Annotated in this window: 20 protein-coding genes and 1 tRNA gene; 5 read left to right on the top strand and 16 right to left on the bottom strand. The window is 62.5% G+C overall.

What is annotated here, in order from left to right; all coding sequences use genetic code 11:
* The 9 genes from JSV08_02000 to JSV08_01960 form a co-directional block, all read right to left on the bottom strand.
* Positions 1-4,645 (bottom strand): PKD domain-containing protein (locus tag JSV08_02000; protein ID UCF81217.1); only part of this gene is annotated, 4,645 nt, incomplete at its 3' end.
* 1,000 nt (positions 4,646-5,645) lie between these two features.
* The gene (gene metE, locus JSV08_01995; protein ID UCF81216.1) at positions 5,646-7,934 is read right to left on the bottom strand and encodes a 5-methyltetrahydropteroyltriglutamate--homocysteine S-methyltransferase; all 2,289 of its coding nucleotides are present in this window, start codon (positions 7,932-7,934) and stop codon (positions 5,646-5,648) included.
* Between the two features lie 6 nt (positions 7,935-7,940).
* Positions 7,941-8,399: an acyl-CoA thioesterase gene (locus tag JSV08_01990; GenBank protein ID UCF81215.1), complete on the bottom strand. Its 459-nt coding sequence runs from the start codon at positions 8,397-8,399 to the stop codon at positions 7,941-7,943.
* A 12-nt stretch (positions 8,400-8,411) separates the two neighbouring features.
* Entirely contained in the window at positions 8,412-9,128 is a 717-nt protein-coding gene (locus tag JSV08_01985) for a response regulator (protein ID UCF81214.1), read from the bottom strand.
* A 33-nt stretch (positions 9,129-9,161) separates the two neighbouring features.
* On the bottom strand, positions 9,162-10,694 hold the full coding sequence (locus JSV08_01980; GenBank protein UCF81213.1) for a Do family serine endopeptidase: 1,533 nt from the start codon (positions 10,692-10,694) through the stop codon (positions 9,162-9,164).
* Positions 10,695-10,706: 12 nt separating this feature from the next.
* Positions 10,707-11,768 (bottom strand): HD domain-containing protein, encoded by a 1,062-nt coding sequence (locus JSV08_01975; GenBank protein UCF81212.1) that lies wholly within the window; start codon positions 11,766-11,768, stop codon positions 10,707-10,709.
* A gap of 233 nt (positions 11,769-12,001) precedes the next feature.
* The gene (locus JSV08_01970; GenBank protein ID UCF81211.1) at positions 12,002-12,646 is read right to left on the bottom strand and encodes a Holliday junction branch migration protein RuvA; all 645 of its coding nucleotides are present in this window, start codon (positions 12,644-12,646) and stop codon (positions 12,002-12,004) included.
* Positions 12,643-13,143 carry a crossover junction endodeoxyribonuclease RuvC gene (ruvC, locus tag JSV08_01965; GenBank protein ID UCF81210.1) on the bottom strand — a complete coding sequence of 167 codons (501 nt, stop codon included), beginning with the start codon at positions 13,141-13,143 and terminating at the stop codon, positions 12,643-12,645. Before ruvC ends, JSV08_01970 begins: the two co-directional genes overlap by 4 nt.
* 88 nt (positions 13,144-13,231) lie before the next feature.
* Positions 13,232-13,999, bottom strand: a complete 768-nt coding sequence (locus tag JSV08_01960) for a YebC/PmpR family DNA-binding transcriptional regulator (GenBank protein ID UCF81209.1) — start codon at positions 13,997-13,999, stop codon at positions 13,232-13,234.
* A 289-nt stretch (positions 14,000-14,288) separates the two neighbouring features.
* Here JSV08_01960 and JSV08_01955 point away from each other — a divergent pair, with 289 nt between their 5' ends.
* Positions 14,289-15,146, top strand: coding sequence for a transporter substrate-binding domain-containing protein (locus tag JSV08_01955; GenBank protein UCF81208.1), 858 nt, complete (start codon positions 14,289-14,291; stop codon positions 15,144-15,146).
* Positions 15,147-15,371: 225 nt separating this feature from the next.
* Positions 15,372-15,444: transfer RNA gene (locus JSV08_01950), tRNA-Lys, on the top strand.
* Positions 15,445-15,471: 27 nt separating this feature from the next.
* Here JSV08_01950 and atpG read toward each other — a convergent pair.
* From atpG to JSV08_01915, 7 genes are all read right to left on the bottom strand, one after another.
* Positions 15,472-16,347, bottom strand: coding sequence for an ATP synthase F1 subunit gamma (gene atpG / locus JSV08_01945; GenBank protein UCF81207.1), 876 nt, complete (start codon positions 16,345-16,347; stop codon positions 15,472-15,474).
* Positions 16,348-16,414: 67 nt separating this feature from the next.
* Positions 16,415-17,944, bottom strand: coding sequence for a F0F1 ATP synthase subunit alpha (locus tag JSV08_01940; protein UCF81206.1), 1,530 nt, complete (start codon positions 17,942-17,944; stop codon positions 16,415-16,417).
* Between the two features lie 106 nt (positions 17,945-18,050).
* Positions 18,051-18,590: an ATP synthase F1 subunit delta gene (gene atpH, locus JSV08_01935; protein ID UCF81205.1), complete on the bottom strand. Its 540-nt coding sequence runs from the start codon at positions 18,588-18,590 to the stop codon at positions 18,051-18,053.
* Positions 18,587-19,153 (bottom strand): ATP synthase F0 subunit B, encoded by a 567-nt coding sequence (locus tag JSV08_01930; GenBank protein UCF81204.1) that lies wholly within the window; start codon positions 19,151-19,153, stop codon positions 18,587-18,589. Before JSV08_01930 ends, atpH begins: the two co-directional genes overlap by 4 nt.
* Before the next feature lie 2 nt (positions 19,154-19,155).
* Positions 19,156-19,632 carry a hypothetical protein gene (locus JSV08_01925; protein ID UCF81203.1) on the bottom strand — a complete coding sequence of 159 codons (477 nt, stop codon included), beginning with the start codon at positions 19,630-19,632 and terminating at the stop codon, positions 19,156-19,158.
* A 477-nt stretch (positions 19,633-20,109) separates the two neighbouring features.
* Positions 20,110-20,793: a hypothetical protein gene (locus JSV08_01920; protein UCF81202.1), complete on the bottom strand. Its 684-nt coding sequence runs from the start codon at positions 20,791-20,793 to the stop codon at positions 20,110-20,112.
* Between the two features lie 129 nt (positions 20,794-20,922).
* Entirely contained in the window at positions 20,923-21,120 is a 198-nt protein-coding gene (locus JSV08_01915) for a hypothetical protein (protein UCF81814.1), read from the bottom strand.
* 290 nt (positions 21,121-21,410) lie between these two features.
* Here JSV08_01915 and JSV08_01910 point away from each other — a divergent pair, with 290 nt between their 5' ends.
* The 3 genes from JSV08_01910 to JSV08_01900 all read left to right on the top strand — a co-directional run bounded on the left by JSV08_01910 (position 21,411) and on the right by JSV08_01900 (position 23,098).
* Positions 21,411-21,908 (top strand): roadblock/LC7 domain-containing protein, encoded by a 498-nt coding sequence (locus JSV08_01910; GenBank protein ID UCF81201.1) that lies wholly within the window; start codon positions 21,411-21,413, stop codon positions 21,906-21,908.
* 18 nt (positions 21,909-21,926) lie between these two features.
* Complete coding sequence (locus tag JSV08_01905) at positions 21,927-22,511, top strand: GTPase domain-containing protein (protein ID UCF81200.1); 585 nt, start codon at positions 21,927-21,929, stop codon at positions 22,509-22,511.
* A 338-nt stretch (positions 22,512-22,849) separates the two neighbouring features.
* On the top strand, positions 22,850-23,098 hold the full coding sequence (locus JSV08_01900; protein ID UCF81199.1) for a DUF2065 domain-containing protein: 249 nt from the start codon (positions 22,850-22,852) through the stop codon (positions 23,096-23,098).
* Positions 23,099-23,117: the final 19 nt, after the last annotated feature.

The following is a 23,117-nucleotide window of genomic DNA, read 5'->3' as shown; positions in this document are numbered from 1 at the left end:
TCGCCGTGAACTGCTGCACAGTGCCTATGCACACAGGCTCCGCGTCCACCACCGGCGCAGCCGTCGGCCCGTACACCTCCACAGGATTGGTAGCTACACCAATAGGTCCGGACGAACACCCGAACGAGTCCGTCACCGTCAACGTCACCGTGTAGCTACCGTCCGCAGGATACGTGTACACGGGGCTCGCCGCCGTCGACGTGTCTCCGTTCCCGAAACTCCACATATACGTGTACGGCACCAGCCCCAACGACGCGTTCGCCGTGAACGTCTGCACAGTACCGATGCACACAGGCTCCACGTCCACCGTCGGCGCAGCCTCCGGCCCGTACACTTCCACAGGATTGGTAGCTACCCCAACCGGCCCGAACGAACACCCGAACGAATCCGTCACCGTCACCGTTACCGTGTAGCTCCCGTCCGCAGGATACGTGTACACGGGGTTCTCAGCCGTCGACGTGTCCCCGTTCCCGAAACTCCACAGGTAATTGTAGATCGGCTCGCCCACGAGCACGTCGTCCACCATCCAGCCCAAGAAGGCATTTAAAGCTAAATCTCCCGTGTCAACGCGAAACCGGATGTTCACCGTCGCCCCGGCGTACGCGCTGAGGTCAATGTTTCCCGAGTTCACCCACGAGTTGCTCTCGTCGCACAGCTCCCACAATACGGCCCACGAAAAGCCTCCGTCATCAGAAATCTCTACATATGTGCGATCGTATGTCGCACAAAAATCCTCGGTTTGGCGCCGATACCAGAAATTCAAAACGGCTCCCGCCGGCAAAGGCCCGATGGAGGGTGACACCAGCTCCCCGCAGACCGCAAGAAACCCGGTACTGGGAGACGTACAATTTGAAGCTACGTTATAGTCACAGGCCAAGCCCGTATCCTGACCGAAATACCAGCTTGTCGTGGCGGAGTTAGAAACCGGCGAGCAGGTCGCCGGGTCACTGATTTGAGCCCACAACCCCGAAACTGTCCAACCGTTTATGCCGCTCTCCATGTCGTCCGTAAAAATGGGAATGAACCCAAAGGGACTGCCTCTCGACGCGTTAGCCACGAACGTCTGCGCCGTCCCAAGGCACACAGGCTCCGCGTCCACCACCGGCGCAGCCTCCGGCCCGTACACCTCCACAGGATTGGTAGCTACCCCAACCAGCCCGGACGAACACCCAAGCGAATCCGTCACCGTCACCGTCACCACGTAGCTTCCGTCCGCCGGATACATGTACACGGGGTTCGCAGCCGTCGACGTGTCCCCGTTTCCGAAATTCCACAAATACGTGTACGGCGCCAGTCCCAGCGCCGCGTTCGCCGTGAACGTCTGCACAGTCCCCAGGCACACCGGCTCCGGGGCCACCACCGGTGCCGCCGTCGGGTTTTCGTACACCGTCACGCTGGCCGTAGTCTCCTGCACCTGCGACCCTAAGCTGCAGGAGTCGGTAACGCGCAGCCGCACCGTGTAGCTGCCGTCCGCCGGGTAGGTGTAGCCCACAATCTGGCCAACTGCGTCGAAGGTGCTATCGTCCGTGAAGTCCCACGAATAGGTATACGGTGCCACGCCGCCGGTCGCCGCCGCGGCGGTGAACACCTGGAAAGTGCCCTGGCATACCGGGTCGGGCGCAATACTGGATATCACCGCCGGATCCAGTGGACAACATCCGGGATTGCAGACGGGCGTGGGGGTTTGCACGGAGACGTTGTCAATGGCCCACCAGCCGGGGCTCGGCTGGGAAACGTAATGCCAGCGAACTTGCACGTCCGCCGCGCCGGCCGCCTGCGTCGTGATGTCAATTATTTCGAGGCCGATGACGTTCGCCGTGAACGTCGCCACGTTGACCCACGCGCCGCCCGTATTGGCGCTCCGGACGTCCACGTTTGCGATGGCGCAGTTCGCGCCGTTATCGAAGTTGTGCTCGAAGATAATGCCGACCTTGGTCACGCCGGAGGCGTCAATGAGCGGCGTGATAAGCTCCTCGTCCATGTCGACCCAGAAACAGCTCTCATCGGCAATCATATAGGGGTCGAAGAAGAACCCACGACCGCAAGGATCGTTATTCACCCACGTGCAGTTGGGAGCGCAGAATGAATTGTCCCCGTTGTCCACGACGGTCCACGTTCCCGGAAGACCAAGGTTAAAGTTCTCCGAGAAAATCGGCACGGACGGCCCGTCCGAGCCCACCTGTGCGGGACCTGTAATGGTGTTCGAGAAGGGATTGAGCGCAACGTCCGTGTAGGTAAGGTCAAGCGTGAAATCAATCACCGTGCCGCACACGACGGCCCCGTCCACGATGAACTCGAACGGCGTAAGCGACGTGCCCGTCAAACCCACGGGGATGTCCGGGAAGGAAGCGGTCGGAACGGTTATCGTCACTCCCGGCGTCAAGGTCGAGAGCGTGCCGCTCACATTGAAGGCTCCCTCGCTCCCTGTGTTCAGAACCGTCAGGCTGACGGTCACGGTTTCCCCTGGATCAACGACGCCGTCGGAGTTCCCGCAGTCGGTAATCACTTCCGAGTCGTACTGGAGGTACGGCCCACACGCCGCGGGCGCGCACGCCGGGGGAACGGTACCTATCACCACGTCGTCGAGGTACCACCCCTCTAAGGGGTAATTACAATTGCACCAGGCGCTCGCTCCCACACGAAAGCGGATGCGGATGACGTTTCCTGCAAACGGGGTCAGGTCGAACGCTTGGGGTTCGAACACGCAGGCGCTGTCGTGCGCGTAAGCAGCAAAGCCATCCAGCGGGTTGCCGCAGAAGACCAGGGTATACGGATAACCTCCCAACGGGAAAATCTGGTTCCACGGGCCTCCCCCGACGCTCACCTCTACGAGTGCACCGTCGTACTCGTCTCCTATCACACCGCATTCTCCGAAATCGTACCAGTGGTTGAACGAGAGGACCGCGCCTCCCACTTTCGTTAAATCAATATCCGGCGTCTCGAGCGCGGAGGTGTGCCACGGGCCGTCCAGTGTGCCGCTCCACCAGCTCGTCGAGTTGCTCGAGGAGCGCATGGTGCTCTGCTCCCACCCGTCGGTTACGGGCGGGATGGCAAACGGGTCGCTGCTTATTAGATAGTGCGTCCAGCCGTTGTCGCCGCCCTCCATGTCGTCGGCAAAAACCAGCGCCCCGTTCCCCACCTGCACCACAAACGATACGGAATTGGAGTACGGCGTGAACCCGTCGTCGTAGGTCAGGTCAAGCGTAAAATTGATGAACGTTCCGCAGGGCACGCTCGGGTCCACGACGAACTGGAACGGTGCGAGCGAGGCAGAGCTGCCTGTCGGAATGTTCGGAACCCATGCCACGTTCATCGGGATTGTTACGCCGGGCGTCGTCGTCGAAAGCGTCCCGTTTACATTGAAAGCGTCGTTGTTGCCGAAGTTAAACACCGTGACATCGAGGTCAATCGTCTCACCCGGATCCACGACGCCGTTGAAGTTCCCGCAATCCATGAGTATTTGGTGGCCCTCGTATAGCAGGTGGGGCCCGCACGCGATGGGATTGCATACCGCGGGAGGCGTTCCTGCCACGAAAACGTTGTCCACGCCCCAGTATCCGGCATTGAGCGCGTTGTAGTAGTGCCAGCGGATCTGGACATCCGGCGCTCCGGCCGCCTGCGCCGTGATGTCTATAAATTCGGACACAGGACCGCCGGTGCTGTTCGTATACTGCGCCACGTTCACCCACACCCATCCCGTCTTCGCGCTCATGACGTCCACCTCCACCATCTCTCCCATAAAGGCATATAACAAGTCGTGGTCGAAGCGGAGCGTGACCGTCCCCATGCCAACTGCGTTAATGAGCGGCGTGATAAGCTCCTCATCCATAGTATACCCGCCCAACGGGCAGTTGTTATCGCAAATCATGTAAAGGGGAGGGAACGACCCCCGCCCGCATGGGTCGAAGTTGTCCCAAGTGTCGATAGAGCTCCCACCGTTTATCACCGTCCATCCGAGGGGGAGGGGGTTAAAGTCCGTTGAAAGGAGCGGCACGGACGGCGCAACAAAGCCGACCTGCACCTGGAACGTAGAGGTGGCAGTATAGGGAGTGGCGAAGCAATCGTCGAACGCAAGGTCGAGCGTGAAGTCAATCGTCGTGCCGCAGGGCACGCCCGGGGCCACGACGAACTGGAACGGCGGGGGAAACGACGTTCCGAATCCGCCCATGGCGATGTTTCCGAAGAACGCCGTGTTCACGGGAATCGTTATCCCCGGCGTGCCCGTCGAGAGCGTTCCGTTTATATTGCAGGTATCAAAGGTGCCGACGTTTTCCAGGGTAACTTCCAGGTCAATCGTCTCTCCCGGGTCCACGATGCCATCGAAGTTCCCGCAGTCGAAAAGGACATTGTGGCTGTCGTATTCCAAAGTGGGAACGTGGACCAGAACGTCGTCAATGTGCCAACCCTCGTCTCCTACTGGCGCGCAGTTGCCGCAGTCCCAGCCCACGTGGAAGCGGATGCGAATGACGCTTCCCGCAAAGGCGCTCAGGTCGTAGGTCTCCTGCACCCAAACGCCTCCAGTGGTGTGCGAATAGGCGTCGAGTCCAAGCAGGGGATTCTGCGAACCTACCCCACAAGGATCATCATTAATGTTGTAGGGATATCCACCGCTGGGGAAAATCTGGGTCCACGGCCCCAACGGCATGACGAACACTTCCACGATACCGCCGTCGGGCTCAAACGTTGGGTCAGGGGGGGGGGCACACTCATCAAACTCGTACCAATGCCAGAACTCAAGCTGCGGGGGGCCGGCAACCAACGTCAAGTCAATATCAGGTGATTCAAGTGCTGTATCGCCCCACGATGGTGCCCAGTCTCCGCTCCACCAGCTCGTGGCACCGCTGTAGGAGCGCGCCACTGACTGCTGCCAGTCGTTTGTTACGGGAGGTCCCGGATCGCCGGTTATGAGATAGTTCGTCCAGCCGCCGGGACCGCCCTCCATGTCGTCGAAGAAGATGACCTGCGCGAACGCGCTGCCCGAAAGACACCAAAGCAGCGCGCTCCCGAAAACAAGAGTCGACCATTTGTATCGTGTGTATCGTGGCATTGAATTTTTCATGATTTTCCCCTCATTGACGTTGTAAAAATGAGCCCCTTGCGCAAGTTGTGCGCCCTTCACCCGAAAACAGTCTCCTCTGGCGGCATCCCGTTGTCAAAGCATGCCGCCACCCTGCAGAGAGACTCAGATATCCTGCTCCATTAAACGCAGTCCGGCCGTCCTTTTGCAGACGCATTATAAGGAAAAACAAGCAATTGCCGTGCCAGGTTCGCCGTCACCCCAGAATAGCTCATAACTGCGCGAAAAACAAGGATTTCTTTGCTTCCAACACCTTGTTTTTCCGGCCAAATTTCACCTAGAAAGGCCCGCCAGCCAAATCTGTTACCTTATGAAACAGAAAAGCGCGTTGCAAGACAAGGAATTCACCCACGGTAATCCCCCTATATCCCCCTTCCTCGCTCCGCCGAAGCGTCCATCTTCCGGAAGAAGCCGCTTGTCGTTGCGGAACGCTTCGGCAGAGCATCATAGTGCGGAGGATAGGCTTCGCGAAGGCGAGTAGGAAAGGGGGAGATGCGGCCTTTTCAACAGAGTAAGAAAGGCCCTGAAACGACTCTCTTCTTTATCGCCGCTACGCTCCCCTTCCAGGCTACGCGCGCATGCGCTTCGCCGCGGCGACCATGTTCTTGAGCGTAGGCGTCGTCTCCTCGAAGCCGCGGGTCTTCAGGCCGCAGTCCGGATTGACCCAGAGATGCCCGGGGTCGAGCACCTTGGCCGAGGCGCGCAGGTTTTCTTCCATTTCCTCGACGCCCGGCACGCGGGGGGAGTGGATGTCGTAGACGCCCGGGCCGACGCCCTTGTCGTAGCGGAATTTTTTGAACACGTCCAGGAGCTCCTGGTCCGAGCGCGAGTTTTCTATGTAGAGGACGTCGGCGTCGAGCGCGGAGATGCTCTCCATGATGTCCCCGAACTCGCAGTAGCACATGTGGGTGTGGATCTGGGTCTCGTCGCGGACGCCCGAGGAAGAAATGAGAAACGAGCGCACGGCCCAGTCGAGGTACTCCGGCCGCTCCTCCTTCCGGAGCGGCATGCCCTCGCGCAGGGTCGGCTCGTCAATCTGCACGATGCGGATGCCTTCAGACTCGAGGTCGAGGACCTCGTCCCGAAGGGCCACGGCGATCTGCGCGCAGGTCTCGGAGCGGGGCTGGTCGTCGCGCACGAACGACCAGGTCAGGATGGTCACCGGCCCCGTGAGCATGCCCTTGAGAGGTTTCTTCGTCAGCGACTGCGCGTAGCCGATCCACTCCGTGGTCATGGGGCGGGGCCGCGCGACGTCGCCGAAGATGACGGGCGGCTTCACGCAGCGCGAGCCGTACGACTGCACCCAGCCGTACTGCGTGAACGCGAACCCGTCGAGGAGCTCTCCGAAATATTCCACCATGTCGTTGCGCTCGAACTCTCCGTGGACGAGCACGTCGAGGCCGATTTCCTCCTGAAGCTCCACGACGTCGCGGGTCTTCTCCTTGAGGAAGGCCTTGTAGTCCGTTTCGCTCATCTCCTTTTTGCGGAAGCGCAGGCGGGCCTTGCGCACCTCCTGCGTCTGGGGGAATGAGCCGATGGTCGTGGTCGGAAACGAAGGCAGCGGAAGCCGCTCGCGCTGAATTTTGAAGCGCTCCCCCGCCGGCGTCGAGCGCCCGGGGCTGGAGGCGAGGATTTTCTCGACGCGCTCGCGCACCTGCGGGTTCCGCGTGCGCTTCGAGGTGCGGCGGCTTTCGAGCGCTTTCCGATTCGCATCAAAGAAAGCCTCGTCGCGCCGGCCGTCGAGCGCTCGCGCGAGCGCGACCGCCTCACGAACCTTCTGCTTCGCAAACGCGAGCCAGGAGCGGAGCTCCGCGTCGAGCGCCGACTCCTGGTCGGCATCGACGGGCACGTGGAGAAGCGAGCACGAGGGCGCAACGGCCAGGCGCTCGCCCGCCACCCCGTGCTTGCGCGCGTCCTGAAGAAGGCCGAGTGACGCTTCGAGGTCGTTGAGCCAGACATTCCGGCCGTCCACGACGCCCGCCACGAACGTCTTCTCGCGGGGGAATCCCTTCTCGCGCAGGAAATCCAGGTTGCGCCTGCCGCGCACCAGGTCGAACGCCACGCCGTCCACCGGCAGCACCGCAAGCGCATCGTAGGCGTCGCCCACGTGGCCGAAATAGGTGGCGACGAGAATTTTCACGCCGCCCTTGGCTTCGGCCAAGGCCTGATAGGTGCGCTTCAGCGCCTCGAGTTCCTCGCTCGAGCGGTCCTGGACAAGGCAGGGCTCGTCGAACTGCACCCATTCGGCGCCGGCGGCGCTCAGGCGCCCAAGCGCCTCCTTGTAGACGTCGAGCACCTTGGGAAGGACATCCCGCAGCGGACTCACCCCCTCGTCCTTGGCCTTTCCGAGAAGGACAAAGCTCAAGGGCCCCACGAGCACGGGCCTTGCGCGCCCGCCCACGACGGCCTTGGCCTCCTCGAACTCCTCGAACGGCTTTTCCGAAGAAAGACGAAATTCCTGGTTCTGGTAGAACTCCGGCACGATGTAGTGGTAGTTCGTGTCAAACCACTTGGTCATCTCCATGGCCGTCACGTCGAGGCCCTCGCGCTGCGCGCCGCGCGCCATGGCGAAATACGTATCGAGGTCCACCGTGCCGCCTTTCCAGCCGTAGCGGGGCGGCACGGCCCCGAGAAGCGCCACGGCGTCGAGCACGTGGTCGTAGAACGAGAAATCGTTGCAGGGGATGGAGTCGAGGCCGGCGTCTTTTTGAAAAATCCAGTTCGCGCGGCGAATTTCCCGCGCCGCCTCCCGAAGCCCCTTTTCCGAAACCGCGCCCTTCCAATAGCCTTCCGTGGCTTTTTTGAGCTCGCGGCGCCGGCCGATTCGCGGAAATCCTAAATTAAACACAAACGTCACAATCGTTTACCTCGCTTTTTTTGTTTTCCTTGTTTTCGCGCGCCCGCGCTTGGGCAGTGCAGCGATGGGTCTTCCCCGCTTGTTGACGGCCACCATGGTAAAACGGCCGCGGGCGCAGAGCTTTCGCGTCCCGCGGAAAGCGTCCTCGACGAAGAGCTCGACGAGAACCTTCAAAGACGAGCGTCCTATTTCCAGGACGTTGGCCACCACCTCCACAATGCTCCCCACGCGCACCGGCACCTTGAAACTCATCCGCTCCGAGGCGGCCGTGACCACGCTTTTGCGGCAGCACCGGGTGGCGGCCACGAACGCCGCATGGTCCATCCACGCAAGCGCCGTGCCTCCAAAGAGCGTTCCATAGTGGTTCGTATCCTCCGGGAACACCACATGCACCATGCGCGCCTCGCACTTTTGCCCGAACGGAAAAGAATCCTTAGCGCGGCGTTTCGGTGCGGAGCGGGACATGAATCCGAACGGTTACGGCCGGGCCTTCTGCTCGATGAGCGCCCGGATTTTCTTCCTGTTCTCTTCGGAGAGCTCGCTAAAGGTGATGCCGTAGGCGTTCGCGCGGCGGAAGCCTTTCTTCTGGTAGCGCACCAGCAAGCCGCGCACCGCGATGGGCTCGCGCGAGGAGGTGACGTAGAACTGAAGGTCAACCTCCGTGCCGAGGTCGAACTTCTTGTCCGTCTCCACAAGCATGCCCGTCTCGCTGATGTTGACGCTCGAGCTGAAGACGAAGTCGCGCTGCTCGCTCCCGGCCTGCGACATCTTCACGAGAATCCGGTAGGGCGTCCTCGGGGCGATGTTGACGAGTCGGTCGACTTTGAGCTTGAGGAGCCCCGAGTTGATGGGTTTCGTTATAAAATCGTTGCACCCCGCTTTGAAGCACTTCTCCTTCTGCTCATCCGAGCCCTTCATCGTGACAATGATGATGGACACATGGGTGGTTTCGGGGTCCTCGCGGATGCGCTTCGTGACCTCGTCGCCGTTTACGTCAGGGAGAAAGAAATCCAGGAGGACCAGCAAAGGCTTGTGGCGCTTGACAAGATCCAGCGCCTGCTGGCCGGAGGTCGCCCTGAAGAGGTCAAATTGCTCCCGGCCCAAGATCGCCTCCTCCATCTGAAGGATGAGCTTTGAATCATCAACGAGCAGGATGGCTTTCTTTTTTTGGGGAGGGGCGGCCTTCTCCGGCATAAGGGTTCCTTGGTGCCTTGCTTGTGGGAAAACCTATTCCTTGGCGCGGATGGGAATGTAGCCGCGGAACCCGCGCCCCGTCACGTACAGCAGGACCAAATCACCCGTTTCGACATCCTTCAGGGCTTCCGTAAATTCCCGCATGTCGGAAATTTCTTCCCGGTTCACTTCGACGATGACCATACCCGAACGCAGTCCCTTTTCGGCGGCCTCGCTCATCGAATCGACGTGCACCACGACCACGCCGCGCGCGTCGTCCGAAAGGCCGAATTGCTCCCGCGTCTCGCGGGTGACCTCCTCGACGTGAAAGCCGAGAAGCTCGCTTGCGCCGCGCGGCGCCTCCGCCTCTTCTTCCACGGGCTCCTCTTTCCACAGCTCGGCGCCCCGGTCCGCAAGCGTGGCCTTCAGGGTGCGCGTGCGCCCGTCGCGGATGATTTTCAAGGCCACTTTTTGGCCCGGCCTCTTCTGAGAAATCTCGCGCACGAGGTGATAGGAATCCTTAATGGGCGTGCCGTCCACCTCGACGATGACGTCGCCGCGGCGCAGCCCCGCCTCGTCTCCGGGAAGCCCCGGCTCGACCGACTGCACGAACGCGCCCTCGGAGGACTCGAGGCCGAACGCCTCTTGAAGCTCGGGGGTAATGCTCATGATCTGGGTCCCCAGATAGCCGCGCGACGCACGCCCCACCTCCATGAGATCGTTCAGGATTTCCTTGACGAGGTTGACGGGAACGGCAAAACCGATGTTCTCGCCGTAGGGGCTCATGAGGGTATTGATGCCCACGACCTCTCCGCGCAGGTTCACCAAGGGGCCGCCGCTGTTGCCGCGGTTGATGGCGGCGTCGGTCTGGATGAAATCATCGAAGCTTCCGCTCCCCAGATTGCGTCCGAGGGCGCTCACGACGCCCACGGTGACCGTATGCTGGAGGCGCAAGGGGTTGCCGATGGCCATCACCCACTCGCCGACGTGAAGCTGACTGGAATCGCCCAGGACCGCCGTGACGAGGGACTTGTCCTCGGGGTCGAACTTGAGGAGCGCGATGTCTATTTCGCGGTCGCTTCCCGTGACCTCCGCCTCGAATTCGCTGTCGTCGGAAAGCATGACCATAACCTCCGTGGCGTCGGCGACCACATGGTAATTCGTAAGGACGTAGCCTTCGGGACTGATGATAAAGCCGGAGCCAGAGTTCACGCTGCGGTGCTGCCGAGGCATCTCCTTCTCGTTGCGGCGCGGCCTGCGGCCGAAAAACCAGTCGAACAGGTCGAAAAACTCTTGCGGGTGCTGGCGGTACATCTCGACGACTTCCGTCGAGGAGACGCTCACCACCGCCGGCTTCACCTGCTCCACGATCGGCGTGAAGTCCGGCCCCGACAGCGGCGGCAGGGGCGGCTGGTCGGCCGGGGCTTCAACGTACAGGGGGTGCTGCCGTTCCCCGCTCTGCCGGGGCAAGTCCTCCTTCGCCTTTTCCTTGCCTCCAAGCGAGGGAAGCTGTGCCACCAGGACGCCGAACAACAGCGACAGGCTCGCAAGCAAGACGATTACGAGAAGGCTGAGTCCTTTCTTCATGGCGAACCTTGTCTATCGAGCCTTGGCCGGCGCCAGGCGAGCCTTGGTAATAGGGAACACATCTTCGTGCAGGCCTCCGTTTCCGGACGCCTTTGGGGTTAACGATTCTGTCTCTTGCGAAGTTTCGGCGCCGCGCCAGAAACGCCGTCGCAGGAGCCAGTTGTTCTCGGACCATTCCTTCACCGAGTCCGCCGTGTCCTGAAGCGACTGGTAGCATTGGAAAAGCTTGGCGTCCATGTTGTCGGCGAAGTGGAGAATCATGGCTTCTCTCGTCTTCGGCACGACGGGCGCGCCCCAGTCGAGCTCGCCCTGGTGGCAGAGCACCATGTGCGAGAGACTCAGGCTGAGCGGCTCCGGGAATCCTTCGATCAAGCGCATCCGCTCGCGCACCATCTCGAACCCGATGGCCACGTGCCCGAGGAGCTCGCCCTCGGTGGAGTAGCTGAAGCCGTCGAGCTCGCTCACCTTCCCGACGTCATGGAAGATCGCGCCCGCGAAAAGAATGTCGCGGTCCACGTCCGGATAGTGCGAGGCGAGAAACTCGCAAATTTTAAGAAGCGAAACCACGTGTTCCAGCAAGCCGCCCACGTAGGGATGGTGAATGGCGCGGCTCGCGGAGCTGTACTTGAAGCGGCGAACGAACGCCTCGTCCTCGCGGAAGAAGGACTCGAGCAGGCGCTTGAGATGAGGATCCTCGACACGATCCACGAAACCCAGGAGCTCTTCATACATCGCGTCGACGTCGTGCGGCGTGCGCGGCATAAGCTCCGCCGCGTCTATCCCGTCCTCGGGGCGGGAAAGGCGGAAGCGCAGGACGCGCAATTGTAGACGCCCGTCGTAGCTCTCCGCCACGGCCTCCACCTTGAGAACCGTGCCCTCCTCCACCGCAACGCCCTCGTGGGACGCAAGCACCTCGCTCCACACCTTGGCGTGGCACTGCCCCGTGGCGTCCTGCAGTGTAAGATCCCAGTACGGCGCGCCGGATGAGGCCGTCCGCACGGCCTTCTTCTTAACCAAAAAGAAGCCTCGAAAACTCTCGCCTTCCTGAATTTCGGCCAGTTGAACGCGGGACATAACGCTACGCGTAGTGTAGGAAACTCCGCACGGCCTGTCAAGGCGCGGCATGTTAAGGTTAAGGTTCAGAAAGCCGTCGAGAAGGCGGCGTAAGCCGGCATCCAGCCTTCGATCCTTGACGCTCCGGCCCCTGGAAGCTGGCTACTGAAAAAGCGGCAAATTGGGCAAGCCCATCGCCGCCGTGCGCCGGAGCTCTATTCCAGAGAGCCTCTCGCCTGCCCTCCCGGTTTCCTCTATTTCCCCTGCGCCTTCTTGAGCGCGGCGCGGAAAGCGTCCTCGAATGTGCACTCGCCCGCGCGCTCGCGCGCGGCGCGGCAGGCGGCCTCGGCGTCCGAGGCGCGATAGCCCATGTTGACGAGCGCCGATGCCACGTCGCGCCAGACGGCGCCCGCGCCCGCCACCTCCCCCGCGCCGGCGGCCTCGGGAAGAAGGTCGTCGAGCTTGTCACGGAGTTCGAGAAGAATGCGGCTTGCGAGTTTCTTTCCGACGCGGGGCACGCGCTCAAGGAGGCTTCCGTCGCCCGATGCGAGGGCGGCGATCAGGTCCTCGGCGCGGTGCGCGGAGAGCGCCGCGAGCGCGAGCGAGGGGCCGACGCCCGAAACGCGCAGCAGGCGCTCGAAGACGCGCCGCTCGAACGCCGACGCGAACCCGAAAAGCGCCACGTCGCCGTCCGTCGCGTGGGAATAGACATGGAGCGCCACCTCGCCGCCGCCCGCCTCTCCGGGTCCGTCGGCGCGTCCCTTGAGCGAGGCGTAGAGGCCGGTCGTAATGCGCACACGGTAGCCAACGCCGTGCACATCAAGCACCGCCGTCTGGCCCGACGCCGCGCTCGTTCCGCTCTCGAGCGAGACGACCCGACCCTTCAAATAGGCGATCATGAAACAAGCCCCCGTGCGCGCGCGGCACGGTGCGCGGCGTGGCAGAGCGCGACGGCCGCGGCGTCCGAGGCGTCGGCGGACATCCGCGCGGAGGGAGCGTCATGAAGATTCAGGAGGGCCAGCACCATGCGCTGCACCTGCTCTTTCGGGGCGCGGCCGTAGCCCGCGACGGTTTTCTTTATGGACAAAGGGGAATATTCGAACACGCTCACGCCGCGCTCGCCCACGGCGGCGAGCGCCGCCCCGCGCGCCTGGCCCAAAAGAAGCGCCGCGCGCGCGTCCTTTGCGTGAAACACCGCTTCGACCGCGACTTCCGCGGGCCGATGTTTCCGGAGCAACGCCTGGATCTTTTCGAAAATGGCGCGCAGGCGAAGCGCGTGGCTCCGGCCCGGCGGGACGCGAACCGCACCACACTCGACAAGGCGCGGCTCGGCGGGGGCCGCATTAATTTCGAGAAAGGCGTACCCGGTGGCGCGGCTCCCCGGGTCGATGCCCATCAGTACGGTTTTGCCCGCCGTTTTCCCCGTTCGAGAAGAATGCCCCGTCCCCCGTTTTGTCGCCGCGACCCCGTCCTTCGGGAGGCGGCTACGCCGCCGTGGAGTCTTCTTCGACGGAGGCTTCATCGCCAAAGTCAGCATTCGTCCAGACGCTCTGAACGTCGTCATGGTCTTCGAGCGCCTCGATAAGCGTCTGCACCTTGCGCCCCTCGTTCGACGCGGGAGAAAGCGCGACGGTGTTCGTGGGCACGAAGACGAGGCGCGCGTATTCAACGGGGATCTTGGAGCGCTCGAGCGTCTCACGGAGGGGCAGGAAGTCCTCAAGCGCGGTGTAAATCTCGAAATGGTCGCCGCGGTCCTCGAAGTCCTCGGCGCCGCCCTCGACGATGGCCTCGAGAATCTTCTCCTCCGGCGCCGCGCGCTTGAGGACGACGAGGTAGCCCTTCTTCTTGAACATCCACGCCACGCACCCGGCGCTGCCCATGCTGCCGCCGCGATTTTCGAAAAGATTCCGAAGCTCCGCCACGGTGCGCGTGCGGTTGTCCGTGAGGGCTTCGATGTAGAGGGCGATGTTTCCAGGAGCGTAGGCCTCATACACCACCTCTTCGTATCGCGTGCCGCCATCCTCGCCGAGGCCGCGGCGAATCGCGGCCTCGATGCTGTCTTTGGGCATCTCCGCGGCTCGCGCCGCCTCAACGGCCGCCCGCAGGCGGGCATTGAATTGCGGATCCCCAGAGCCGCCCACGCGTACGGCGACGCTGACCTCCCGCGCCAATTTTTGGAAAATCTTGGCGCGCTTCTGGTCCTGCGCGCCCTTGTGGCGCTTGATCTTCGACCATTTCGAATGACCCGACATAGAATGCCTCTCGTCCAGAGTATCACAGAACTCTCGGGGCGCGCAACGCACCGAACCGCGTCATATAGAATCCTGCCGAAGGAAGCATCGTCTCGTCACGCACGTACGCCACCGCCCCGCCCTGGCGGAGGCGAAAGCGGAACGGGGACGTCCTCCCTCCGCAAGGCTCCCGTCCGCCGCACCAGGCGCCGCCTACGATTCCGGTGCCGCCTTCCCGACAGCGGGGGGCGGGCCGAAAAAATGTATTTTTTTATTGCGCTTTTTACTATTAGGTCATATAATACCAATCATGATGCATACGAAATCGCTTACCTGTCTACTGTGGGCCGGGCTGTTTGCCGTGTTGAGCGTGGCGTGCGGCCGTCCCGCCGAGGCCCCGCAAGCACAGCAGCCGTCCCCGGCGACCCAGGCGGAGTCTGGGCCCTCCGCCCTTGAGGACGTCCTCGGATCCGGCGTTCTCAGGGTGGGTGTCGAGGCGGAAGACTACACCCCCTATCACTTCCACAAGGAAGACGGCACTCTGGACGGCTTCGAAGTCGCCCTGGTGCAGAAATTGGCCGAGGCGTGGGGAGTCTCCGTGGAGTTCGTTCACACCCCGTGGGACAAAATCATCACGGAGCTCCTCAACGGAAAGTACCACGTGATCGTCTCGACGCTGTCGAACACCCCCGACCGCGCGAAGCTGGTGGACTTTTCCGATCCCTACCACACCGAAAAAGTGTCTCTTCTGCTGAGCAGGAGCGTCGCCGACAAGATCGAGAGCTACAAGGATCTCGACAGCAGCGAGTACGTCGTAACGTTCCGAATCAACACCCTGTACGCCACGACGGCGACGCAGTATTTTCCCAAAGCCCAAAAAAAGCCGTTCCAGCAAGAGGATGACGCCGTCCAGGAGGTGGTCGCGGGGAAAGCCGCGGCGTACGTGGGAGATACCCTGTTCGTCAAGGCGCTGACCGAGGAGTATCCGGACACCACGGCGGCCCTCGACACTCCCCTGACGGCGAGCCAAATCTGCATGGCCGCACGCAAGGGCAGCCCGGACTTTCTCGAGCGCCTGAACGCCTTCCTCAACACCATAAAGAACGACAACCCAGAGGGCACGGGGAAGTCGACCTACGACCTGCTCCTCGAACAGTACGGGCTGTAGAAAACGGCCCCGCCACCGGATCGCCGGATGCCTTCCCCTGCCGCGCCGGCGGGCTTGGACGCAGGAGAGGAGCTTCTCTCCACGACAGAATGAGGTTTTTCCGCGTCGCGCGCCTCCACCAAACGCTTTGCGTTTGGCCCGAACGGCGTGTATGATTTCACGATGGGGGCACGGGTGGAAAACACTGCGCTGCCGGAGGAAAGAAGATCAGGGAGCGGGATTCGTGAGCCCTTAGCTCAGTCGGCAGAGCACCTGCCTTTTAAGCAGGGGGTCGCTGGTTCGATTCCAGCAGGGCTCACTTTTTCATGACCGCCGCGCGCGCCCATTATCCGCCGGTGGTTCGCAGCGCCTCGGCTGCGCCCACAATCTCGACGATCTCGCTCGTGATGGCGGCCTGGCGCATCTTGTTCCGCACGAGCGTCAGGTTATGAATAATGTCGGTGGCGTTGCGCGTGGCGTTCTCCATGGCCGCCATGCGCGCCGCGTGCTCCGCGGCCTCGGAATCGGCGAGCGCGTTCTGAACCTGCACGGTGACGGCCCGCGGCACGATTTCCGAAAAAAGCACCTCGGCCGAAGGCTCGAAAATGGGCGGCTGCGTGGGCAGGGCGCGCAGGGCCGGGGGCGAGGCCGGAAGGAGGCGCTCCCGCGCCACCCTTTGCACGGCCATCGACACGAAGCGGTTGAACAAAAGGTGCACCTCGTCCACCTCCCCGTCCGTGTATTCCCGCATCAAGCGCCGGGCCAGCTCCCGCGCGATGCGCGGAATGTTTCTTCCAACGGCGTCCTCCAGGTGCTCGTCGATTCCCTTGAAGCGTTTTTTTAAAAACTCCCAGCCCTTTTTGCCGACCAGGTCGAGGCGCGCCCCCTGCCCCTCGGACGCGCGCTCTTTGAGAAAATCCTGCGCGGCGCGGACGGCGTTGTGGTTGAAAGAGCCGCAGAGGCCGCGGTCGCTCGTCACGAGCACGAGCTTGACGCGCCGAACGGAATCGCGCACGGCGAAGAGGGGATGCTCCGCCGGCGCGTACGCCGCCAGGTTTTCCGCCATCGCGCGGATGCGCTCGCCGTAGACGCGCGCCCGGGTGATGCGCTCCTCGGCGCGCCGGAGCTTCGAGGCCGCAACGAGCTTCATCGCGCGCGTGATTTTGCGCGTCTTGTCGATGCTCTCGATGCGCTTCGTCAGGGCTCGAACGGCTTGGGCCATGGCTAGTTATTCGGTCACTCGGTTTCTCAGTTACTCGGTTCGCCTGTGAAAACTGATCTCCAGAACCCTACGCCGCCTCCTCGCCGAGCTCCGCCTTGAAGGCGTCTAGCGCTTCCTGCACGGCGGCGCGGAGCGCCTTTTCCAGCTCATCGTCAATCTGTTTCTTGGTGCGCAGGGCCTCGAGCAATTCCCGGTGCGCCGTCTCGAGGTGCGTGTAGAGCGCTTTTTCGAACGCGCGCACCTTCTCGACAGGAATGCCGTCCAGGAAGCCTCGCGTGCCGGCGAAGATGGCCGCCACCTGCCTCTCGACGGGGAGCGGCTCGTACTGGTCCTGCTTGAGGATCTCGACCATGCGGGCGCCGCGGTTGAGCTGCCGCTGCGTCGTCTCGTCGAGGTCGCTTCCGAACTGGGCGAACGCTTCGAGCTCGCGGTACTGCGCCAGGTCGAGGCGCAACATGCCGGCGACTTTCTTCATGGCCTTGATCTGGGCCGCCCCGCCCACGCGCGAGACCGATATGCCCACGTCCACGGCGGGGCGCACGCCGCGGTAGAAGAGGTCGCTCTTGAGGTAAATCTGCCCGTCCGTGATGGAGATGACGTTCGTCGGAATGTAGGCCGAGACGTCGCCCAGCTTGGTCTCGATCACGGGAAGCGCCGTAAGCGACCCGCCGCCTTTCGCTTCGTTCAGCTTGGCGGCGCGCTCGAGGAGCCGCGAATGGAGGTAGAAGACGTCGCCGGGGTAGGCTTCGCGGCCGGGAGGCCGGCGCAGGAGGAGCGAAATTTCGCGGTAGGCGACGGCGTGTTTTGAAAGATCATCATAAAAACAGACGGCGTGGCGCCCGTTATCTCGAAAATACTCGCCCATCGCGCACCCCGCATAGGGCCCCAGGTACTGCAGGGGCGCCGGCTCGGAGGCCGCCGCCGCCACGACGATGGTGTGCTCCATCGCGCCCCCTTCCTCGAGAATGCGCACGACGCGCGCAATCGTGGACTGCTTCTGGCCGATGGCAACGTAGACGCAGATGGCGTCGCCGCCCTTCTGATTCAGGATGGTGTCGAGTATGATGGCCGTCTTGCCCGTCTGTTTGTCCCCGATGATGAGCTCCCGCTGCCCGCGCCCGATGGGAATCATTGCGTCGATGGCCTTGAGGCCCGTCTGCAGGGGTTCATGAACGGATTTCCGATCCACGATGCCGGGCGCGATGCGCTCAATGGGGTTGCGCTGCGCCGCCTCGACGGGACCTTTCCCGTCCAGCGGACCGCCGAGGGGGTCCACGACTCGCCCCACGAGTGACTCGCCCACGGGAACGCTCATGATCTGCCCCGTGCGCTTCACCGTATCGCCTTCCTTGAGAAAGCTCGTGTCGCCCATGACGACGATGCCGACGCTGTCCTCCTCGAGGTTGAGGGCCAGGCCGCGTATGTCACGCGGAAACGCGACGATCTCGCCGGCCATGACGTGGTCGAGGCCGTAGACGCGTCCTATGCCGTCGCCCACGGAAACAATGGTGCCCACCTCGCTCACGTCCACATCCCACTGGGACTGGGCAATCTCGTTACGCAGATATTTGCTGATTTCCTCAATGTTCAACGCCATGTTTAAAAACTCCTTTTCCATGGTCGGCTATCAATGCCGACGACCGACCTTGCTCCGCCGTAGCACGGCTGCGCGAAGGCGAGCGGCCGGTCTTCGATAAGAGGCTTCATGCCGTCATCCGCTCCGCGAGGCGCGCAATCTGCGTGCGCAGGCTCGCGTCGTACACGCGGCTGCCGATCCGCACGACCGCGCCCGCCAGAAGGTCTTCGTCCACCCGGACCTCAAGCTCCGCCCGCCCGCCCGTGACCCGGGAGAGCGCCTGCGCGAGGCGGTCCGTCTGCTCGCCGCTGAGGGGCGTGCTCGCCGAAACGCGGGCGCGGACGACGCCGTGCCGCCGGTCGAGCTCCTCTCCGTAGAGACGAACGATCTCTTCGAGATGCTCGAAGCGGCCGTGCCGGGCCACCAGCGCAAGAACGTTGCGGGTCCACGGTGAAAATTTTGCCTTTTCCGAAACGGCGTTCACCACCCGCTCCCGAAGCTCCGCCTTGGCGCGCACGTCGAGAAGGTAGGCGCGGAGCATTTTCTCGGCGCGAAAAAGCGCCGCAAATTCCTCCAGCTCGCTTCGGACGAGTTCCTGATCCTTCGATTCCGTGACGGCGTCCGCGAGGGCGCGCGCGTAGCGGCGGGCGACGGTCAGATCGCTCACGGCGCTTTTTCCTCGAAGCTCCGGAGCGCGCGCTCGAACGCCATGCCCTGCACCCTATCGTCGAGCCGGGCGCGGGCCTCGCGCGCCGCCGTCTCGGCGATGCGCTCCGCCGCGTAGCGCCGCAACTCCCGCTTAGCGGCCTCGACGCGAAGCTCCAATTCCCGCCGCGACCGGGCCAGGACGAGCCCGGCCTGGCGGTCCGCCTCGCTTCGGAGACGCTGCGCGTCGGCTTCGGCGTCCCGGCGCGCCTGCTCCGCGATGCGCTCCGTCTCCCCCTCAAGGCTCGAAAGGCGCTCCTGCACGGCCTTGAGGCGCTCTTCGGCCTCGCGCTGCTTGACCTCGGCATCGGCCAGGCGTTTTTGAACGCTTCGGCGCTGCTCGCGAAAACGCCCGGCGACATCGGCGCGGACGGCCGCCCACGTCAAAATTCCAACGAACACGACGAAATTAAAAATCCGACCGCTCCAATGCACCCATGCGGACTCGACGCCGATCCCGTAGGCGGCCAGATTCAGGAGAACCAGTGCCGCCACGGCCACGAGAACGACGAGGAGCACTTTCATGCTCAGGCGCTCCCTCCCTCGGCTTCGAGCAGCCGCGCGACCAGCCTCTTCGCCAGAACCTGGCTTTCGGGCTCCAGGGCGGCCCGGCCGCGCTCCACCTCGCTTTCGAGCTGGACGAGGTTTTCGCGCAACTCCTGCTCGGCCCGGGCGCGCGCGTCGGCCAAGAGGGCGTCGCACTCCTTCTGAGCCCGCGCGCGCGCTTCCTCCCGCACCCGCGCGGCTTCGGCACGGGCCTTGCGGATCGCCTCTTCAACCGCTCGCGCCGCCCCCTCGTGGCGGGCGAGAGCTGTTTTTTCCGACTCGGCGGCGGAGTCGAGAATCCGCGCCCGCTCCTCGATAATCTTGCCGAGCGGGTCGAAGAGGTTTTTCTTGAGGACAACGTATAGAATCGCAACGAGAACGATGACGGCGGGAATCTCAACGCGCCACTGGCTAACCGTGTCCCAATTCTCAAGAACCAGGCGCTGAAGGGCTTCCATGGCAGAAAACCGTAACACAGGGGCCGCAAAATTGTCAAGAAGTTCCCGCGGCCATCCGTAACGTAGTGGGAAACTCGCTTGCACGAGCAAGTTCATTCTTGTGCGCCCGTGGCGTATTGGGAAAAAGGTATTCTTTTCAAGATGTTAGGATGATTCGCGTCTCTCCTCCCTGCCCTGCCCTTGCTTTCTTTTAAACGACATAAAACTACAACCGTCTCCTCAAGAGCGACAGCGCGGCTTTCGAACCATAGCGCCCGTCCTCCGTAGCCCTCCTTAGCTCGAAGAGCACCGGAGGACGGGGCGTAGCGAGGTACTCAAAAAATCCTTTATTCATAAGCACATAGCGGCTTTGTTCGAGTCTCAAAAAAACCCTTTATCCACGCGACTTAGTGGCTTTGTTCCTAGGGCCAATTAAAAAACCCTTTGTTGACGCCACTTAGTGGCTTCGTTTCGTAGAATCGCCCTTTTTTCCGGGATTCACCCTATGCGCAGGATGCTGTGGAGCGGCGGGGGATCGTCGCTTTCCCGTTGCTGCCGTCGCTGCTCCAGGAGGGCGTAGCACCGCATCCACTCCCGCTCCAGCGCCGCTTCGTAGCGCAGAATTCTCTGGAGGGTTTCCTCGTCGGGCAGAAGGCGCCGCTCCGCGCGGCCCTCGGCCATCCCGGGCTTCCGGGCCTCGGAGAATCCCTCTTTCGCCACGCACAGCTCCCTGAAGGAGATTTCCCAGTCCACCTTGCTCCGCTCGAAGCGCCGCAGGCGGCGGTAGCGCCAGAGCGCGAGGGCCATTTTCTCGACGAGCATGGCGTCCAGGGCGTCGCGCGGGGCGAGCGCCTCGTTGAGGCGGTCGAGGAGGGCGCGGAATTCGTCGGCGCTTTCGTCCGCGAGGGCGCTGCGGAGGACGCCGTCGCGCGCGAGGAAGCCCTGCGTTAAAACGGGGCGCGCAAGGACGCCGTGGCGGATGGCGTTCGCCGAAGCGGTCGCCTTGCCGCGCTCGGAGCGGGGGCCGGTCGAGCGCCTAGCGTTCCGGCGGTTCGCGCTACGAATGGCTTTCGTGGGCGTGCGGCGCACCAGGCGGGGCGCCGAAGGCTCGTCTGGCGCTGGCCAAGGCTCGGCGGGCTCCGCCCGCCCGGGCGTCCCGTTTGAGGGAATCTTTTCATCCATGGCAATGAAACTCCTTTTTCACTCTACGTTCTTCGAAATGACCATATGACCGAATGACCATATGACCGAATAGGACGATGTAATTTCTTATATCTGGTCATTTGGAGATTCGGAAATTTGGTCATCGCTTCATACGTTATGCCTCCCCAGCGATTCTTCAAGGATTTTGCCGGATTTGCCGCTTTTGCCGGATTTGCCGTTTTTGCCGCTTTTGCCGGATCTGCCGGACTTGCCGCTTTTGCCGGATCTGCCGGACTTGCCGCTTTTGCCGGATCTGCCGGACTTGTCCGAGAGGGCCGTTAGCCTTTGGCCGTTGGCGAGCGGAATTCAATTCTTCTAATTTCCAGCCCGCGAGGACAAAGCCTCTGCGCCCTGCTCCGCCAAAGCGCTCCGCGGCGGCGAGCGGCGTCCCGTCGCTAACTGCGAACTGCCGACTGCTAACTGCTTGCCCCGACGGGTCGGGAGGGCGAAATGGAGACGTTTCATAATGCCATGGACTTAAAGGATTTTTCCTCAATTCAAAACTGGGGACTCGCCAGTGGCGCAGGCGGTTGCGATTTGACTCCGGGTATGCTATACAATGAGCTTGTCAAGCACACAAAGAGAGGTATGTGCCGATGTCGACATCGGAACTGATACTCTACGAAGAAGAGTTCCAAAAGATTAAGTCCATCATCGCCAAGCTGAAGGCCGATGCGAACGCCAAGCTCGTGTTCGTCGTGGACCGCAACGGCCAGCAGATTGCACAGGTCGGCGACATCACGGACATCGATACGACGTCCCTTGCCTCGCTCACGGCCGGCAACGTGGCGGCGACCGACGGCCTCGCGCGGCTGATGGGCCAGGAGGAATTCAACATCCTCTTTCATGAGGGACGGCACGACAACGTGCACATTTCCATCGTGGGCCGGCGTGTCATCCTCGTCGTGATTTTCGACGAGCGTTCCTCCCTCGGCCTGGTGCGGCTGCGCGTGAAACGCTCCACCGTGGAGCTGGAACAGGTGTTCGACACCATCATGCAGAAGGTGGAGCAGGAGCGCACTACGCTCACCCAGGCCGAGTCGCCCTTCGCGGAAATCACCGACGACGATATCGACAGCCTCTTTGGGGATTGACCGCCTTCCCAGTCTTTCATGACCTTTGTCAACTACGCGGCGCGCGAGATCAATTGTAAAATTGTCTATTACGGCCCCGGCCTCGGGGGCAAGACCACCAACATCCAGTACATTTACGAAAAAACCAACCCCGACGCCAAGGGGAAGCTCATCACACTCGCGACCGAGACCGAGCGCACGCTCTTCTTCGACTTTCTCCCCCTAGAGCTCGGAAAGATTCGCGGCTTCTCTACGCGCTTCCACCTCTACACCGTGCCGGGACAGGTCTTCTACGAGGCGAGCCGCAAGCTCATCCTCAAGGGAGCCGACGGCGTGGTGTTCGTGGCGGACTCGCAGACGGAGCGCATGGACGCCAACGTGGAGAGCCTGCGCGACCTGGTCAAACACCTGCGGGAATACGGCTACGACCTCAAGACCATGCCCTACGTCCTGCAGTTCAACAAGCGCGACCTGCCGAACATTTCCTCCGAGGAGGAAATGCTCCAGAAGCTCCACTACAAGGGCGAGCCCTACTTCTCCGCCTCGGCCGTAAAGGGCCCCGGCGTGTTCGAAACCCTGAAGGCCGTGGTCAAGCAGGTGCTTCTGAAGCTCAAGGGCGGTTAGCCAGTAGCCAGTTTCCAGTCACCAGGGACCAGAAAGAACTATTCCTTGATTCGCCGGCTACACGCCGCGCAAGCGCTTGGCGCCCTGCTCCGCTAAAGCGTCCATCCTCCGAAGCCGTGCGGAGGACGGGCTTTCGGCGGACATCGAGATTGGAGGGGATGACGGTCTTTTCCTTTGCATCACGCCCGGTGCGCCGCGCGGTCTCCACCTATTATACTCCGACCGCGACGCCCTCTCCACGCGCGAGCCGCGAGGGCCCCGATCCTTGTCGCTCCGCAGAGGCCAGCCATTCCTGCCGTCTTTACCTCAAAAAGCGGAACGCGGATGACCCCAGCGGCATGGGCTCTCTTGCGATTGTCTCCTTGCGGCCCGCATGCTACACTGCGCGCGTGAAACTCTTCCTATCCGCCGTCGGGCTTTTGCTCATCCTGGAAGGGGCTCCGTATTTTGCCGCGCCGGACCGCATGAAGGCCCTCATGGGGCAGGTATCCGAAGCGTCGCCGAACGTGCTTCGCATGATAGGGCTGCTCGCCATGGCGGCGGGCGCGGCGGTTCTCTACCTTGCGCGCCGCATTCTCGCGGCCTGAAGCGGCTCCGTCGCGGCGG

This window comes from Acidobacteriota bacterium (genome assembly GCA_020349885.1).
Lineage (GTDB): Bacteria > Acidobacteriota.
The sequence above is the reverse complement of the archived record's forward strand: the minus strand, read 5'-3'. Positions and strand labels throughout refer to the sequence as shown.